This window comes from Janthinobacterium sp. KBS0711 (genome assembly GCF_000988085.1).
Lineage (GTDB): Bacteria > Pseudomonadota > Gammaproteobacteria > Burkholderiales > Burkholderiaceae_D > Janthinobacterium > Janthinobacterium lividum_E.
Map to the genome: position 1 here is coordinate 279,391 of NZ_LBCO01000007.1, position 15,259 is coordinate 294,649.

Here is a 15,259-nt window from a genome sequence, read left to right on the forward strand (position 1 = left end):
TGCTCGTGTTTAACAGAGCAAGGGGCAGAAAATGCTGTTTTCCACTGGCGTACTGTATTAAGCTAACGTCGGAAGACAGTCGGAAAAAGTTTGTTCTTGAGGCCGCTTGCGCCGTTCCGCAGGCGCACGGTAGCCAGATATTTCTCTGAATGTATGGCAAGATGTTGTAGGATTGTTATGTTGGCCGCGCATGCGGAAAGATGAACGCAGGCGGAAAATGATTCATGCAGTTTTTATTGGGGGCGCTAATTGTCCGCACGTATCCTGATTATCGAAGATAACGCCACCAATATGGAATTGATGGTGTACTTGCTGCGCGCCTTCGGGTACACGCCGCTGGCCGCCTATGACGGCGAAGAGGGCGTGCGCATGGCGCGCAGCGAATTGCCGGACTTGATCATTTGCGACGTGCATTTGCCCAAGCTTGACGGCTATGGCGTGGTGGCTGAATTGAAGAAAGACCCGCAGCTGCGCAAGATCCCGGCCCTGGCCGTGACGGCGCTGGCCATGGTGGGCGACCGCGAACGCCTGCTCGAAGCGGGCTTCAATGGATACATCGGCAAGCCGATCGAGCCCGATCTGTTCGTCGCGGAGCTGGAGTCTTTTTTACCCGGGGCGCCGTCGACGCCAGTTAAAAACGACATAGCCACCATCCTGATCGTCGATGATCATGTGCTGAACCGCGAGTTCCTGACGGCGCTGCTCGGCTACGGCGGCCACCGCCTGCTGGAAGCGGCCAATGGCGCCGACGCGCTGGAAATCCTGCGCACCGAGCGGCCGGACCTGATCATCTCCGACATCCTCATGCCGAACATGGACGGCTACGAATTCGTCACGCGCGTGCATGCCGACCCCGCGCTGACCGACGTGCCCATCATCTTTTATACGGCCACCTACCGCGAGCAGGAAGCGATCTTGCTGGCGCAGGCGTGCGGCGTGCGCTGGGTGCTGCCCAAGCCGTCCGACCCTGAGGTTATCGTGCGCACCGTCAACGAGGCGCTGGGACTGATGCCGGCGACGGCCCAGGTGCCGGCGCCGTCGGGCGACAGCGGCGCTGCGGCACTTCCCGCCACGGGCAAGCTGGCCGGTATCGAGCACCAGGTCAGCGGCTACCTCGACGAACTCGAATCGAGCAGCCAGCAGATTTCGCAACTGGCCAGCCAGCGCGAAGGCCAGGCCGCCATTCCCGAAGACCTCGGTGTCATGACGGAGCGCTTATCGCGCTCATTGTCGAGCCTGCAGGCGGTAAGCCTGCGCCTGACGGCCCTGATCGAACTCGGTATCGAGCTGGGCGCCGAACGCGATCCGCGCGCCCTGATCGAGGCGGGCTGCAAGGTGGCGCAGAATATCTGCGTCTCGAAGTACGCCTGCATCGGCGTGCTGGAAGAGGGCGCCGAAAAGCTCAGCTATTTTTCCTCGTGCGGTACCGAGAAAAACCTCGAGCGCATCGCCAGCACGCCGCGCATGGGCATCCTGAACCGCTTGCTGGAGCAGCGCCAGCCCTACCGGGTCAACGGCTTGAAGGGCGACCCCGCTGCACTGGGCCTGCCCGACACGCACCCGCCCGTGCACTCCTTCCTGGGGGTGGCCATCGCTTCGCGCGAGCGCAGCCACGGCTGGCTGTACCTGGTCGACAAGCTGGGCGCGAATGAATTTTCCGAAGTCGACGAGCGGGTCGCCGCCACGGTGGCGGCGCAGATCGCCGTCGCCTACGACAACCTGCTGCTGTACGACGAAATCAAGCGCCACCATGAGCAGCTGACCCTGGACATGGCGGCGCGCATCCGCCTCGACGAAGACCTGCGCCGCTTCCGCCTGGCGATGGACGCCACAGCCGATGCGATTTTCCTCGTCGACCGCGCCGGCATGTGCTTCGTCGACGTCAACCAGACGGCTTGCCGCATGCTCGGTTTCGAGCGCGAGGATTTCCTGCGCGTGGGTCCGGGCCGCGCGCACGAGGGCGAAGCCCCGCTGGAAGATCTGTACAACAAGCTGCTGGCCGGCGACCAGGGCGGCCCGATGACGGAATTGCAGCTGCAGCGCAAGGACGGTTCGCCCCTGTCGGTGGAAGTGCAGCGGCGCACCTTGCGTTCGGGGCAGAGCTGGATCCTGGTGGCCGTGGCGCGCGACATCACGGAACGCAAGGATGCCGAACAGCGCCTGATGAAGCTGGCCCATTTCGATACCTTGACGGGCTTGCCGAACCGCAGCCAGTTCTACGCCTCGCTGACCCATTCGCTGGCCCAGGCGTCCGAACACCAGTGGGCCGTGGCCGTGCTGTTCATGGATATCGACCGCTTCAAGAATATCAACGATACCCTGGGCCATACCATCGGCGACGACCTGCTGCGCCAGTTTTCCAGCCGCCTCGTCGATTGCCTGCGCGTGCGCGACACCATCGGCCGCTTTGGCGGCGACGAATTTGCCACCATCCTGCTGCTGCCTGAAGGCGCCCAGCATGCCGTGGGCGTGGTCGACAAGATCCGCGAGGCGATGCGCAAGCCCTTCGACTTGCAGGGCCACGAGGTGACGGTGACGGTCAGCATCGGCATTTCCGTATTCCCCGATGACGCGGCCGATGCGGACACCCTGATTCAATATGCCGACACGGCCATGTACCGCGCCAAGGAAGCGGGCCGCGACGCCTTCCGCTTCTTCACGGCGGAGATGAACGCGCAGTCGATGGCGCGGCTGGACATGGAAAATGCCTTGCGGCGCGCCATCGACAATGAGGAATTCGTGCTGTTCTTCCAGCCCAAGGTGAATATCATCTCGGGGCGCATCAGCGGCGCCGAGGCGCTGATACGCTGGCGCCGTCCCGGCCACGGCATGGTCTCGCCGGCCCTGTTCATCCCCCTGCTGGAAGAAACGGGTCTTATCGTGCGCGTCGGTAACTGGGTGCTCGACGAGGCCTGCAAGAAGATCAGCGAGTGGGGCGCCAGCAGCATCGGCCCCGTGCACCTGTCGGTGAACGTGTCGGGCATCCAGTTCTTCGTCGGCGGCCTGGAAGAAGAGGTGCTCAAGGCGATCCGCAAGCACGATATCGCGCCCGACCTGCTGGAGCTGGAGCTGACGGAAAGCTCGCTGATGTCGAATGCCGAGGAAACCATCGCCGTGCTGCGCAACCTGAAGGCGCTGGGCATCCAGATTTCCATCGATGATTTCGGCACCGGCTATTCCAGCCTGGCCTACCTGAAACGCTTCCCCATCGACAAGCTGAAGATCGACATCGCCTTCGTGCGCGAAGTGACGAGCAACCCGGACGACGCGGCCATCGTGCTGGCCATCATCAGCATGGCGCACAGCATGAAGCTGGAAGTGATCGCCGAAGGCGTGGAAAACGATGCGCAGCTGGCCTACCTGCGGCGCCACGGCTGCGACGAGATGCAGGGCTATTATTTCAGCCGCCCCGTGCCGCAGGAAGAATTCGAGCAGATGCTGATGGGCGGCAAGCTGCTGCAGGCGCCGCAGGATGCCGGCAGCGAAGAGCAGCAAACCTTGCTGATCGTCGATGACGACGTTTTTATGCTCGACGTGCTCAGCGACTTCCTGGCGCAGGACGGCTACCGCATCCTGACGGCGCAGACGGCCGCCGAGGGCTTCGACATCCTGGCGCGTCACAAGGTGCAGGTGATCCTGTGCGACCAGTGCATGCCGCTCATGAGCGGCACCGAATTCATGGAGCGGGTCAAGCACCTGTGCCCCGATACCTTCCGCATCATGCTGTCCGCCTTTGCCGACCTGACGCCCATCATGGCGGCCATCAACCGCGGCGCCGTCGACCGCTTCTATACCAAGCCGTGGAAAGGCGCCGTGCTGCGCGAGAATATCCGCGAAGGCTTCCGCCTGCACAAGCTGCTGCATGGCCAGGTGAAAGCGGCAGCCTAGGCGCTTGCCGCACAGGCAATTGGCCCCCGCGTGCGCTGGCGCACGTTGGGGAGCAGCTTTCCATCGAATTAGACTCCCGTCTCTAGTTTTGCTCTCTAGAATAAAACGCATCCATGAAGTGGCATGGCCTTTCACATGACGGGAGCTGGCGATGGTGAAGAAATTGAAGGAGCTGACGGAAGACACGGAATTGGCGAGCGCCGCGCGCTCGTCCGCGCAGCAGATCTGGCAAGCGGGCCTCGGCGCTTTTGCGAAGGCGCAGGAAGAGGGGGGGCGCGTGTTTTCCCGGCTGGTGAAGGAAGGCACGGAATTCCAGAAGCGGGCCGAAGACAAGGTGGCCAACGTCAGCGACAGCGTCGGCAAACTGGCCGATGGCGTGGGCAAGCAGGCCAGCGGTTCCTGGGACAAGCTGGAACAGGTGTTTGAAGAGCGCGTCGCGCGCGCGCTGGCCACCATCGGCGTGCCCACGCAGCAGGACATCGCCGCGTTGCACGCGCAGATCGATGCCTTGAGCCGGCAAGTGGCGGCGCTGTCGGTCAAGGCCGCGCCGGCGTCCAAGCGGAAGGCTGCCGCCAAGCCCGCCGTGAAGGCGGCGCCGAAAGCCGCACCGAAAGTTGCGCCGAAAGCAGTTGCCGCCAAGCCGGCGGCCAAGGCCGCGCCGCGCGCCGCAAGCAAGCCGGTGAGCAAGCCCGCGAGCAAAGCGGTGAGCAAACCCGCCGCGAGACCGGCGGCGAAGAAAAAAGCGCCGGCCGCCTGAGCTGGCGCCGCATTCCTCCGGCCTGCTCGCGCAGGCTTTTTTTTGCCCGCGGTTTTCGCCGGCGCCAGTGGGCGGAGTGTTTCATTACGGCTATCTTAGGTGGTATGCTTGAGGCAGAACACAGAGAGATTGCCCGCCATGCTACAAAAAGCACCACGCCGTACCCGCGAACGCATCCTGGAGTTGTCGCTGCGCCTGTTCAATGAGTTTGGTGAGCCGAATATCACGACGACCGTGATTGCGGAAGAGATGAACATTTCGCCGGGAAACCTGTATTACCACTTCCGTAACAAGGACGACATCGTCAACTCGATCTTCGTCCAGTTCGAGGCGGAAATCGAACGCATCCTGACCGTGCCCGACGGGCGCCGTTCGAATATCGAGGACGTCTGGCTGTACCTGCACCTGATGTTCGAACTGATCTGGCGCTACCGCTTTTTCTATCGCGACCTCAACGATTTGCTGTCGCGCAACCGCAAGCTGGAACTGCACTTCAAGCTGATCCTGGCGCACAAGATCAAGGTGGCCACGCAGCTGTGCGAAGACTTGCGCAGCGAACAGTCGCTTGAAGCGTCGGACATGGAAGTGGCTGCCATGGCGACGAATATGGTCGTCGTCGCCACCTACTGGCTGTCGTACGAGTATGTGCGCAATCCGCGCAAGTACAGCGAGCAGCAATCGATGTCCGATGCGCTGGCGCGCGGCTGCTACCAGGTGCTGTCGCTGATCGGACCGTACCTGCGCAATGAAACGCATTTGCTGTTTCGCAAACTGTCGGAAGAGTATGTGACCAAACTCAAGAACGACTGACGCGGCTGCTGGCGCCACGTCGTCAATTACAGGAGAGAGATATGGCTTGGAAACAATTCCCCTATCCGGACGAAGCATATAGTTACACGCCGCAAACCCTGGAAGCGGCCTGGGCGCGCCTGCATGCGGGCGATGTGGAACCGTTTCCCACGCACCCTGCGCTGGTGCAAGCCTGGCTGGCCTTCCATGCGGGCGACTTCGAGCGCGCCGTGAAGCTGGGCCTGGCCGTCGGCGTGCCCGGCTATGCGGTGGCGCACAAGGCCACCTGTATCTATGCCACGCACCTGGAAGGAAACGACAGCCAGAAACTCGACATGTACGAGGAAGTGGCCGAGCGCTGCGAGCGCCAGCAGAGCGAGCAGCCGGACAATCCGGCCGGCTACTACTGGCATGCCTACAGCCTGGGCCGCTATGCGCTGGGCACGTCCGTCGTCAAGGCCCTGGCGCAGGGCATGGGCGCGCGCGTGCGCAACAGCCTGGACCGCACGATGACGATAGCGCCCATGCATGCGGAAGCGCATATCGCATTTGGGATTTATCATACGGAAATTATCGACAAGGTCGGCGCCATGATAGGCGGCCTGACCTACGGCGCCAACAAGGAAGACGGCTACCAGCACTTCAAGACGGCGCTGGCCCTGACGCCGTATTCGGCACTGGCGCACAGCGAATATGCGCGCGCCTTGAACATGCTCGATGGAAAGAAAAAGCTGGCGGAAGCGCTGGCACTGTATGCAAAGGCGGCCGAGTGCGTGGCACTGGACGCCAAGGAACGCCTCGAGGTCGAGGCGGCGATCGACGAATTGAAAGGGTAGGGATTACTGTGATCAAGGCTTTATGTGTGTACTGTGGCGCCAACGCGGGCGTCTCGCCGGACTATGCCGTGGCGGCGCGCGAACTGGCGCGCGTGCTGGTGGCGGAAAATATTTCGCTCGTGTATGGCGGCGGCAAGGTGGGCCTGATGGGCGTGATCGCCGATGAAGTGCTGCGCCTGGGCGGCGAGGTGACGGGCGTGATCCCCACCCAGCTGGTCGAGCGCGAAGTGGGCCACATGGGCTTGACGCGCCAGTTCATCGTGAAGGACATGCATGAGCGCAAGGCGATGATGGCCAGCCTGTCCGACGCCTTCATCGCCATGCCCGGCGGCTATGGCACCCTGGAAGAGCTGTTCGAGATGCTCACGTGGGCCCAGCTGGGCTTGCACGCCAAGCCCATCGGCTTGCTCAATGTCGACCGTTTTTATGACGGCTTGATCGCTTTCGTGCAAAACGGCAAGGAACAGGGCTTCATCCGCCCGCAGCACGCGGCCTTCCTGAATGCCGACGCCGATCCTGCGGCGCTGGTGCAGCGCCTGAAGGAGTGCGCGCCATAGTTCCATGTCTGGCTGGATGGTCGCCGCGCCGCCAGTCAGCTGTTTCCTGTCGCTTGAAAAGCCATGCAGTGCGCACTGCATGGCTTTTTTATTTCCACACAGGAAAATTGATCGGGCTGGTTGACTTAATTAATAAAAATATGGCCATAAAATTGCCGTGATGGCATGTTTTTTTGAAAATGAAGATGATTTTTAAGCATTGGTGTGGTCTACTGTCATGGTTCAAAAGTTAGGAATAACGGACACCGACGAGCGTTGTACAGACTCCCTAAAAAAGGTGCCGACCCGTTTCAAGTTGCCCCAACCACGCTACTTCATCATCTCGAAAGGATGCTATTTTGAAACCTATGACCTTCATGCGAGCGGCCGCCGTCGCCGCCATTCTGGCTGCCGCTGGCGGCGCCCAGGCACAAACCACCACGATCGGCTTCGATTCGCTGGAACAACCGGGCTACTTCGGTTCCGTGTTCAATTCCTACTCCGAAGGCGGCTACAACTTCGACAGCAGCTTCCTCGGGTTGCTGAGCTCGGCACACCAGGATAGCTTCGCCTATGCCGGCTCGGCCGGTCTCGGTGCGACACCGCTGTCGACGACCACCCTGAGCCGTGCCGATGGCGCCGCTTTCTCGCTGAGCTCGATCAGCCTGGCCGACTTCGTGAGCTTGCCCGGTTCCTTTGACGTGACGTTCGTCGGCCACCAGGTAGGCGGCGGCACGGTGAGCCAGACCTTCACCCTCGGTGGCGGCCACACCTTTGCCGATTACACGTTTACGGGTTTCAGCAATCTGCTGTCGGCAACGTGGAAGGAGGGCGCCTTACACACCTTCCAGGTCGACAATATCGCCGCCACTGTCAGCGCCGTGCCGGAACCGGCCACCTACGGCATGCTGCTGGGCGGTTTGGGCCTGCTGGGCTTCATGCTTCGCCGCAAGAACGCCGCCTGAGCCTGAACATGTTGCCGGCCATGCCGGCGCGCATGTAAAAAAGCCGCCCGTTTTACGGGGCGGCGATGCTGACAAGCCAGCACACACGAACAATGCCGCCCGGTGGATGCCGGGCGGCATTGTTACGTGGACTTCATGATCTGATTTCCCCTGACTTCATAACCCTGCCTGCATGACCAGGACGTTACGAACAGGACGTTACGACCACAGGCGCTGGCCTGACAGGTCGAGCTGGGTCAGGTACAGGCGCACGTCGAATTCGTACTGGTGGTACTGCGGTTCCATATACGTGCACAGCTTGTAGAAGGCCTTGTCGTGCTGCTTTTCCTTGACGTGCGCCAGTTCGTGCACGGCGATCATGCGCAGGAATTCCAGCGGCACTTCCTTGAACATGGTGGCCACGCGAATTTCATGTTTGGCCTTGAGCTTGCCGCCTTGCACGCGCGAGATCGAAGTATGCAAGCCCAGCGCATGCTGGATCACATGGATCTTGCTGTCGAACGCCACTTTGTTGATGGGCTCGGCATTGCGCAGGAATTCATTCTTCAAATCCTGCACATACTGGTATAAAGCCTTGTCGTTGCGCACATCGTGTGCGTTCGGATAGCGTTTCAACAGGACGTCGCCCAGCTTGTCCTGTGCGATCAGTTGCTGTACTTGCGCTTGCGTTTGTTCGGAATAGGCGCTCAGGTATTTCAGGGATGGCTGCATGCGGGGAAGGGCGGGACGGGGCGCGGAGGTGTCGGTAAGGCGAGAATGTACCATACCGCCGCCCCCCGCGCTGCGCCAGGCCTTGCACGGGGCCGCCAGGGCCGCCCCGTGCCTTCCTGCGTCAAGCCGCGCGCGGCCGGGCCAACTCGCTCAGCCCGGCCGGTCCCGCCAGCCCCGGTCAGCCCTTGTCGTCTTCGTCCTTGCCGCCCTGCCGGCCAGTGCTGCTGCGCGCCGTCGTGCTGCCGCGGTTTTCATTGGCGCGCTGGGCCGATTGCCGGCTTTCGCCGCCCTTGCGGCCGATTTCCGCCATGTGTTCGCGGTTGCGGCTGACGGCTTCGCCGCCTTTCTGTCCGGCACGGCGTGCTTCTTCCGAGTCGAATTCATGCGCCGTGCCCTTTTGATGGGCTGCCTGGCCGCCCTTGCTGGCAATTTCGCGCTGCTGCTCTTCATTCATGGCGGCGAAACCGCGCTTGCTCGTGCCTTTGGCGCTGCCCGATTCGCTGGCTTTCTGGCTGCTGCCAGCGCCTTTGCCCTGTTCATTACCTTGATTGCTAGCCATGTCGCTCTCCTTGCTGTCGAGTGGGGATCAAGTGGTCGATACAGGCGCTCAATGCGCCTGATCGGATTGCCTGCTGGTATCGCGGTTGCTGCCCGCGCCGTCGCGGTGGCCCGTGGCGTGCATTTTTTCGATCATTTCACGCTGGCGCTGCGTGGCTTTTTCCGTTTCTTCGGCCGTCTTGCGCACCACTTCGTCAGCGAAGGCCACGGCCGTGCGGCTCGCTTCGGGCAGGTGGTTCTCTGCCGTGCGGTTCATTTCCACATTGGCGTTGGCGACGAGATTGCCGAGTTGCTGCTGGTACTGGCGCAGTGTGTTGCCGCTTGGTTGCAACTGGCCGGCGGCCAGCGACATGAGCTCGCCCGTGTCGCGCGCGCACAGCAGTTGCTGGCTGGCGCTGCTCCACTCCTGCAGCAAGTCTTGCGCCAGCCGTAGATGCAGCTCGCTTAATTGCTGCACCGTATCGAACATCTTGCGCGATAGTTCCGTGGCGAAGTTGCACTGGGCCTCGAGATGGGACTTCAGGGCGGGGCTGAGACTGGGGGACATACTGTTTGGGAACATGTTCTACCTCAATGAAAAGCGGATCCAGAAAACACCCGGTGCACCGGATGCGGCGTATGGTGAAACAAGCAAAGGGATAGACGCCCAATGGCGCGCCAGGTTCCATGGCAGATGCCGGTTTGGCGCGAGAATGGGGGCTGGCAGGTGGAAAAACGTGATGACTTTGTGCTGGATCAAATGAACGCCAATCAGGTCGGCGCACTGGGCAGCCATGCCGCTTGTGTGGAAAATGCATGTTTACAGGCCCGGCCGTGCGACAATAGCCGGCTCGCGGCAGCGCAGCCGATGGCCGGCGCGCGTGGCTGAGCCGAGCATCGCCTTACTTTTTACCTGATTCCGCGACCATGACGCATCCCGAATACATCCTGACCCTGTCCTGCCTGGACCAGCGCGGCATCGTGCACCGCGTCTCCGGCTTCCTGGCCGAACGCGGCTGCAACATCCTCGATTCCGCCCAGTTCGGCGACCAGGAATCCCAGCTGTTCTTCATGCGCGTGCATTTCGCGCTGGAAGACGGCGCCGTCAGCGACGCCCAGTTGCGCAGCGACTTCGCCGACCTGTCGCAAGCCATGCAGTTGAATGGCCCCTTCCACGGCCAGTTGCACGATGCGCGCGTCAAGCCGCGCGTCATGCTGATGGTGTCGAAGATCGGCCATTGCCTGAACGACTTGCTGTTCCGCTACAAGAGCGGCTTGCTGAACGTGGAAATTCCCGCCATCGTGTCGAACCACATGGAGTTCTACCAGCTGGCGGCCAGCTACAATATTCCCTTCCACCATTTGCCGCTGGCGGCCGGCGCGCCGGAAGCGGCCAAGCTGGCGCAGGAAGCGAAGATCATCGACTTGATGGATACGCACAAGATCGACCTGGTGGTGCTGGCGCGCTACATGCAAATCCTGTCGCCCGGCCTGTGCCAGGCGCTCGACGGCCGCGCCATCAATATCCACCATTCCTTCCTGCCCAGCTTCAAGGGCGCCAAGCCGTATGCGCAGGCGCATCACCGCGGCGTCAAGCTGATCGGCGCGACGGCCCATTTCGTCACGGGCGACCTGGACGAAGGCCCGATCATCGAGCAGGACGTCGAGCGCGTCGATCATGCGATGGATGCGGAAACCCTGACGGCCATCGGCCGCGACGTCGAGTGCGTGGTGCTGGCGCGCGCCGTGAAATGGTTCGTCGAGCACCGCATTTTGAAAAATGGCGACAAGACGGTGGTTTTCCGCTGATACAGACTTCACTATTCACTTTACCGAGACAGAAACACGATGGCCCTTAAAGCAACAATTTTCAAAGCCGATCTGCAGATCGCCGACATGGACCGCAATTACTACCAGGATCATGCGCTGACCCTGGCGCGCCACCCGTCCGAAACGGACGAGCGCATGATGGTGCGCCTGCTGGCGTTCGCCATCCATGCCGACGAGGCGCTGACGTTCACCAAGGGCCTGTTCGACACGGAAGAGCCCGATCTGTGGCAGAAAGACCTGACGGGCGCCATCCAGCTGTGGATCGAAGTGGGCCAGCCCGACGAAAAGCGCATCCTGAAGGCGTGCGGCCGTTCGGAGCAGGTCATCGTCTACAGCTATGGCGCAACCAGCCACATCTGGTGGAAGCAGATCGCGAATAAACTGGAACGGGCGAAAAACCTGACCGTGATCAACCTGCCATCCGAGGCGGCGCAAGACATGAGCAAGCTGGCGCAGCGCAGCATGCAGCTGCAATGCACGATCCAGGATGGCCAGATCTGGCTGACGGACAGCGTCAACACGGTCCTGATCGATCGCGAACCGGTCAAGCCGGCACGCTGATTTGACTGTTTGAAACGCAAAAAAGCCCGGAGCGATCCGGGCTTTTTTTCCTTGTGATTGATCAATTCGGTGCTGCGCCCAGGCGGCGGATGCTGCTCGAACGCTGCATGCTGCGGCTGATGCGCGGGTCGCCGTAGTAGCTCACTTCGCCCGAACCGCCGATGCTGATGGTCAAGTCGTCCTTGGCCCACACTTGCGCTTCGCCCGAGCCGCCGATGCTTACCTGCACCTCGCGCGCCGCCAGCTTGCCGGCCTGGATATTGCCCGAGCCGCCGATCGACGCCGTCAGCTGCTCCGTCTTGCCGCTGGCCTTGAAGCTGCCGCTGCCGCCGATGGCAATGGAGACTTGGCGGCTGTCGAGGTCGCGCGCATGGATGGAGCCGGAACCGCCCACGTCGAAGCGCAGGTTCTCGGCGCGCAAGCCCGTCGCCGTGATGTTGCCCGAGCCACCCACGCTGACGCGTTCCACCTGGCGCGCCTGGATGACGATGGTCAGGCTGCTCTGGCGGAAATTGGCGTTGCGCTTGGCGGGGCGGATGCGCAGGGTGCCGTTTTCCACGGCCGTGTCGATCAGCGGCAGGATATTGTCGTCCGCTTCGATGGTGACGCTGTCCGTGTTGCCGATGCGCAGTTCGACCGTGCCCGGCACGTTCAGCGCCACGGCATGGAAACTGCCCACGTCGCGCGTCTGCTTTTGCAGCTTGCCGCTGCCCTGGATGCTGTTGCCGGAAATCCAGTCGAGCGGCGACGCCAGCGCCGGCGCGGCCGGGATGGCCAGCGCGCAGGCGGCCAGCAGCAGGGCGGTCGCGGCGCTGGCGTGGCGGCGGTGGCGGTGGAAAAGTGGCTGTGTCATTCTTGCTCCCTGTTTTGAATTGGTATACTTGCATGGTATGTCAGCCGGCCGCGCCTGCGTACCGCCCTGCGACAGACTGCGCCAGCGGCGGCATGGAATGCAGGAGGCTGCGACAGGATGGCATGAGGTATCATGTCGGTGGGACATACGACGACCGGCACGCGCCGCTCACACTACTGGAATTACATGCTGATCATCACCATCAAACAGGGCAAGGAAAAGAGCTTGCTGGGCCAATCGTGGATTTACGCGTCCGCGATTGAAAAAGTCGAAGGCAAGCCGCAGGAAAAAATGAAGCCTGGCTCGACGGCCATCGTGCAAAGCTCGGCTAAGCAATTCATCGCCCGTGCCGCCTACAATTCGAAGTCGCAGATCCGCGCCCGCATCTGGAGCTTCAAGGAAGACGAACCCGTCGACCACGCGCTGATCAAACGCCGGGTCAAGGCCGCCATCGAGAAGAAACTGCCAGCCATCAAGAAGGCCGGTGAAAACCAGCTGCTGACGCTGATCAAGGGCGAGGACGAGGGCTTGCCCGGCCTGGTGGTGCAGCTGTTCGGCGGCGTGCAAGGCTATCTGATCTGCGAATTCAACGCCGGCGGCGTCGACGCGTGGAAAGTGGCCATCGTGCAATCGCTGATGGCCTCCACCGGCTGCGTCAACGTGTACGAGCGCTGCGACGACCTGATGCGCAAAGGCGAAGGCTTGCCCCTGATCGACGGCGCCCTGGCCGGCGAGGAACCGCCCGATGAAGTCATGCTGACGGACAATGGCGTGCGCTATGCGCTGGATTTGAAGACGGGGCACAAGAGCAAGTTCCGCTGAGGATTGCTGTGGTTCATGAAAAAGCCGGCGCAAGCCGGCTTTTTCATGTCTCCTATTCCAGCGGCACGCTGCGGTATTTATTGACTTCCAGGGCCGACACGGCCGGCGCATCATTGCCCCACGACGCGCGCAGGTACGTGACCACGGCCGCCACTTCCGCGTCATCCATGACGGGGCCGAACGGCGGCATGCCGTAGGGGCGCGGGTTGCCGCGGGTGCCGGGCGCGAAGCCGCCGTTGAGCACGAGGCGGATGGCGTTGACGGCCGACTGCGTCGTCAGCGCGCGGTTGCCGGCCAGCGGCGGGTAGCCGGGCGGCACGCCCTTGCCATCGGCCTGGTGGCAGCTTGCGCATTGCGCCTCATACAGTTTCGCGCCCAGCGCCAGTTGCTGCCTCGCTTGCTCCGACGTGTCGCGCGGCGCCCGTTGTGCGGGCTGCGCGGGGCCGGGCAGGCTTTTCAGGTAGACGGCCATCGCCTGCACGTCGGCCGTGCTCATGTGCTGCAAGCTTTGCCGCACGACTTCCGCCATGGGGCCGAAGACGGTGGCGCGCGGCGACACGCCCGTTTGCAGCAATTGCACGATATGCGCCGTGTCCCAGTCGCCCAGGCCCGCTTCCGCATCCGACGTCAGCGAGGGCGCGTACCAGCCCAGCACGGGGATCAGGCCGCCCGACAGGCCGTCGTCGCTGCCGCCCAGGGTCGTGCGGCTGCTATGGCAGGCGCTGCAGTGGCCCAGGCCCTGCACCAAATAGGCGCCGCGGTTCCATTCCATGCTTTTGTTTGTGAGCGGCTGGTACACGCCGGGCTTGAAATACAGGGCGCGCCAGGCGGCCAGCGCGATCTGCTGGTTGTAGGGGAAGCGCAGCGCGTGCGGCGCATTCGCCTGCTTGTGCGGCGGCACGCTCTGGAAATACGCGTACAGGGCGTCGCTGTCTTCACGCTGCACCTTGGTATAGCTGGTGTAGGGAAAGGCCGGATACAGCAGCCTACCATCCTTCGACTTGCCATTGTGGATGGCGCGCCAGAAATCGTCGGCCGTCCAGCTGCCGATGCCCGTTTCCTTGTCGGCCGTGATGTTGGGCGAGAGCACCTTGCCGAACGGCGTCTGCAGGGCCCGGCCACCCGCATACGGCACGCCGCCGCGCGTCGTGTGGCAGGCCATGCAGTCGCCCGCATTGGCCAGGTAGGCGCCGCGCGCGACCAGCTGTTCCTGGCTCAGGGTGCTGGCCACGGCGGGCGGTCCCAGGTCGTCCGCCGGCCACAGAATGAATTTAGCGCTGCCGCCGGCAATCAGCAGCAAGCCGGCCGCGATCATCCATTTTTTCATGGTGCCACCTGCGCGCTGGAGCCGGGTACGCCGCCGCAATGCAACGGCAAGGGCAGGGCGATGCTGCTGGCGGGCCGCGCATCGGCGCTGGCCACCTGCGTGCCCAGCCAGGCCGAGACGGCGCCCACGTCGGCGTCCGACAGGCGCTGCGCCACTTGCGCCATGCAGTCGGGAGCGTGGGCGCGGCGGATGCCGTTCTTCCAGGCGCCCAGCTGGGCATTGATATAGTCGCGCGGCAAGCCCAGCAAGCCGGGGATGGCGGGCGCCACGCCGGCCAGTTGCTGGCCGTGGCAGGCGATACAGGCGGGTATCTTTTTGCCGGCGTCACCGCGCAGCACCAGCTGCTGTCCGCGCGCCAGGGCCGTCGTGCCGGCGCCGCTGGGCTGGGCCGGCGGCGGGGCAGGGTGCTGTGCCGCAAAATACTCGGCGATTTCGCGCAGGTAATCGTCAGGCAAGTGCTCGACCATATAGTTCATCATCGGATACTGGCGCCGGCCCTCGCGAAAGTTCAGCAGCTGGTTGTACAGGTAGCCGGCAGGCTTGCCGGCGATGCGGGGAAAGAAGGCATCGTGCTTTTCCTGTTGCGCATGACAGGACGTGCACGCCTTGATGCGCTGCTCCAGGCTGTCGTGGCTGGCGGCGATGGCAGCGGGCGCGGCTATGGCCAGCATCAGCACGAGGGGGGAATGCAGTAGCATGGAAAGTCGCATGGGGAAATCACCTGTCTCGTCGGTCTGTGTCGCGTGCCGGTGTTGCTGCCCGGATGTTGTTACCCTAGCATATACCGGGTGCTGTCACTGTGACAGGATCAGTTGTGCCATAAAACCACGGATCAGTTTGAGGAGCA

General features: G+C 62.7%; 16 protein-coding genes. 10 read left to right on the forward strand and 6 right to left on the reverse strand.

Annotated elements, in window-relative coordinates; all coding sequences use genetic code 11:
- Nucleotides 1–249: 249 nt before the first annotated feature.
- The 6 genes from VM94_RS05120 (at nucleotide 250) to VM94_RS28850 (ending at nucleotide 7,771) form a co-directional block, all read left to right on the forward strand.
- Nucleotides 250–3,888, forward strand: coding sequence for an EAL domain-containing protein (locus tag VM94_RS05120; protein WP_046682473.1), 3,639 nt, complete (start codon nucleotides 250–252; stop codon nucleotides 3,886–3,888).
- A gap of 151 nt (nucleotides 3,889–4,039) precedes the next feature.
- Nucleotides 4,040–4,645: a phasin family protein gene (locus VM94_RS05125; protein ID WP_046682474.1), complete on the forward strand. Its 606-nt coding sequence runs from the start codon at nucleotides 4,040–4,042 to the stop codon at nucleotides 4,643–4,645.
- Between the two features lie 138 nt (nucleotides 4,646–4,783).
- Nucleotides 4,784–5,455 (forward strand): TetR/AcrR family transcriptional regulator, encoded by a 672-nt coding sequence (locus VM94_RS05130; RefSeq protein WP_034758777.1) that lies wholly within the window; start codon nucleotides 4,784–4,786, stop codon nucleotides 5,453–5,455.
- 41 nt (nucleotides 5,456–5,496) lie between these two features.
- Nucleotides 5,497–6,270, forward strand: coding sequence for a hypothetical protein (locus tag VM94_RS05135; protein ID WP_046682475.1), 774 nt, complete (start codon nucleotides 5,497–5,499; stop codon nucleotides 6,268–6,270).
- An 11-nt stretch (nucleotides 6,271–6,281) separates the two neighbouring features.
- Nucleotides 6,282–6,827 carry a TIGR00730 family Rossman fold protein gene (locus tag VM94_RS05140; RefSeq protein WP_046682536.1) on the forward strand — a complete coding sequence of 182 codons (546 nt, stop codon included), beginning with the start codon at nucleotides 6,282–6,284 and terminating at the stop codon, nucleotides 6,825–6,827.
- A gap of 347 nt (nucleotides 6,828–7,174) precedes the next feature.
- Nucleotides 7,175–7,771, forward strand: coding sequence for a PEP-CTERM sorting domain-containing protein (locus VM94_RS28850; protein WP_052755526.1), 597 nt, complete (start codon nucleotides 7,175–7,177; stop codon nucleotides 7,769–7,771).
- Nucleotides 7,772–7,969: 198 nt separating this feature from the next.
- Here VM94_RS28850 and VM94_RS05150 read toward each other — a convergent pair whose 3' ends face one another.
- From VM94_RS05150 to VM94_RS05160, 3 genes are all read right to left on the reverse strand, one after another.
- Nucleotides 7,970–8,482, reverse strand: a complete 513-nt coding sequence (locus VM94_RS05150) for a YgjP-like metallopeptidase domain-containing protein (protein WP_034758768.1) — start codon at nucleotides 8,480–8,482, stop codon at nucleotides 7,970–7,972.
- A 178-nt stretch (nucleotides 8,483–8,660) separates the two neighbouring features.
- Nucleotides 8,661–9,041, reverse strand: a complete 381-nt coding sequence (locus VM94_RS05155) for a KGG domain-containing protein (RefSeq protein ID WP_046682476.1) — start codon at nucleotides 9,039–9,041, stop codon at nucleotides 8,661–8,663.
- Between the two features lie 48 nt (nucleotides 9,042–9,089).
- The gene (locus VM94_RS05160) at nucleotides 9,090–9,587 is read right to left on the reverse strand and encodes a phasin family protein (protein WP_235432830.1); all 498 of its coding nucleotides are present in this window, start codon (nucleotides 9,585–9,587) and stop codon (nucleotides 9,090–9,092) included.
- 102 nt (nucleotides 9,588–9,689) lie between these two features.
- Between VM94_RS05160 and VM94_RS05165 the strand changes: the two genes are divergently transcribed.
- The 3 genes from VM94_RS05165 to VM94_RS05175 are packed head-to-tail and all read left to right on the forward strand — an operon-like array spanning nucleotide 9,690 to nucleotide 11,410.
- Nucleotides 9,690–9,908, forward strand: coding sequence for a hypothetical protein (locus tag VM94_RS05165; RefSeq protein WP_046682478.1), 219 nt, complete (start codon nucleotides 9,690–9,692; stop codon nucleotides 9,906–9,908).
- Nucleotides 9,909–9,946: 38 nt separating this feature from the next.
- Nucleotides 9,947–10,828 carry a formyltetrahydrofolate deformylase gene (gene purU, locus VM94_RS05170; RefSeq protein WP_034786194.1) on the forward strand — a complete coding sequence of 294 codons (882 nt, stop codon included), beginning with the start codon at nucleotides 9,947–9,949 and terminating at the stop codon, nucleotides 10,826–10,828.
- A 39-nt stretch (nucleotides 10,829–10,867) separates the two neighbouring features.
- A complete protein-coding gene (locus VM94_RS05175; protein ID WP_034786185.1) occupies nucleotides 10,868–11,410 on the forward strand; it encodes a YaeQ family protein in 543 nt (180 codons plus the stop codon).
- Between the two features lie 61 nt (nucleotides 11,411–11,471).
- Here the strand turns inward: VM94_RS05175 and VM94_RS05180 are convergent, their stop codons facing one another.
- Nucleotides 11,472–12,263 carry a head GIN domain-containing protein gene (locus VM94_RS05180; protein ID WP_046682479.1) on the reverse strand — a complete coding sequence of 264 codons (792 nt, stop codon included), beginning with the start codon at nucleotides 12,261–12,263 and terminating at the stop codon, nucleotides 11,472–11,474.
- A 186-nt stretch (nucleotides 12,264–12,449) separates the two neighbouring features.
- On the opposite strand from VM94_RS05180, the gene VM94_RS05185 reads away from it, so the two are divergent.
- Complete coding sequence (locus tag VM94_RS05185) at nucleotides 12,450–13,085, forward strand: SAM-dependent methyltransferase (RefSeq protein ID WP_046682538.1); 636 nt, start codon at nucleotides 12,450–12,452, stop codon at nucleotides 13,083–13,085.
- 52 nt (nucleotides 13,086–13,137) lie between these two features.
- Here VM94_RS05185 and VM94_RS05190 read toward each other — a convergent pair whose 3' ends face one another.
- The gene (locus VM94_RS05190) at nucleotides 13,138–14,412 is read right to left on the reverse strand and encodes a c-type cytochrome (protein WP_046682480.1); all 1,275 of its coding nucleotides are present in this window, start codon (nucleotides 14,410–14,412) and stop codon (nucleotides 13,138–13,140) included.
- Nucleotides 14,409–15,110: a c-type cytochrome gene (locus VM94_RS05195; RefSeq protein ID WP_235432832.1), complete on the reverse strand. Its 702-nt coding sequence runs from the start codon at nucleotides 15,108–15,110 to the stop codon at nucleotides 14,409–14,411. Before VM94_RS05195 ends, VM94_RS05190 begins: the two co-directional genes overlap by 4 nt.
- Nucleotides 15,111–15,259: the final 149 nt, after the last annotated feature.

Excerpts from the sequence above, each read along its gene's own strand:
- VM94_RS05130 (WP_034758777.1), top strand. The coding sequence starts at position 4,784 with ATGCTACAAAAAGCACCACGCCGTACCCGCGAACGCATCCTGGAGTTG.
- VM94_RS05125 (WP_046682474.1), top strand. The coding sequence starts at position 4,040 with ATGGTGAAGAAATTGAAGGAGCTGACGGAAGACACGGAATTGGCGAGC.
- VM94_RS05135 (WP_046682475.1), top strand. The coding sequence starts at position 5,497 with ATGGCTTGGAAACAATTCCCCTATCCGGACGAAGCATATAGTTACACG.
- VM94_RS05175 (WP_034786185.1), top strand. The coding sequence starts at position 10,868 with ATGGCCCTTAAAGCAACAATTTTCAAAGCCGATCTGCAGATCGCCGAC.
- VM94_RS28850 (WP_052755526.1), top strand. The coding sequence starts at position 7,175 with ATGACCTTCATGCGAGCGGCCGCCGTCGCCGCCATTCTGGCTGCCGCT.
- VM94_RS05185 (WP_046682538.1), top strand. The coding sequence starts at position 12,450 with ATGCTGATCATCACCATCAAACAGGGCAAGGAAAAGAGCTTGCTGGGC.
- VM94_RS05155 (WP_046682476.1), bottom strand. The coding sequence starts at position 9,041 with ATGGCTAGCAATCAAGGTAATGAACAGGGCAAAGGCGCTGGCAGCAGC.
- VM94_RS05180 (WP_046682479.1), bottom strand. The coding sequence starts at position 12,263 with ATGACACAGCCACTTTTCCACCGCCACCGCCGCCACGCCAGCGCCGCG.
- VM94_RS05165 (WP_046682478.1), top strand. The coding sequence starts at position 9,690 with ATGGCGCGCCAGGTTCCATGGCAGATGCCGGTTTGGCGCGAGAATGGG.
- VM94_RS05150 (WP_034758768.1), bottom strand. The coding sequence starts at position 8,482 with ATGCAGCCATCCCTGAAATACCTGAGCGCCTATTCCGAACAAACGCAA.
- VM94_RS05190 (WP_046682480.1), bottom strand. The coding sequence starts at position 14,412 with ATGAAAAAATGGATGATCGCGGCCGGCTTGCTGCTGATTGCCGGCGGC.
- VM94_RS05160 (WP_235432830.1), bottom strand. The coding sequence starts at position 9,587 with ATGTCCCCCAGTCTCAGCCCCGCCCTGAAGTCCCATCTCGAGGCCCAG.
- purU (WP_034786194.1), top strand. The coding sequence starts at position 9,947 with ATGACGCATCCCGAATACATCCTGACCCTGTCCTGCCTGGACCAGCGC.
- VM94_RS05195 (WP_235432832.1), bottom strand. The coding sequence starts at position 15,110 with ATGCTACTGCATTCCCCCCTCGTGCTGATGCTGGCCATAGCCGCGCCC.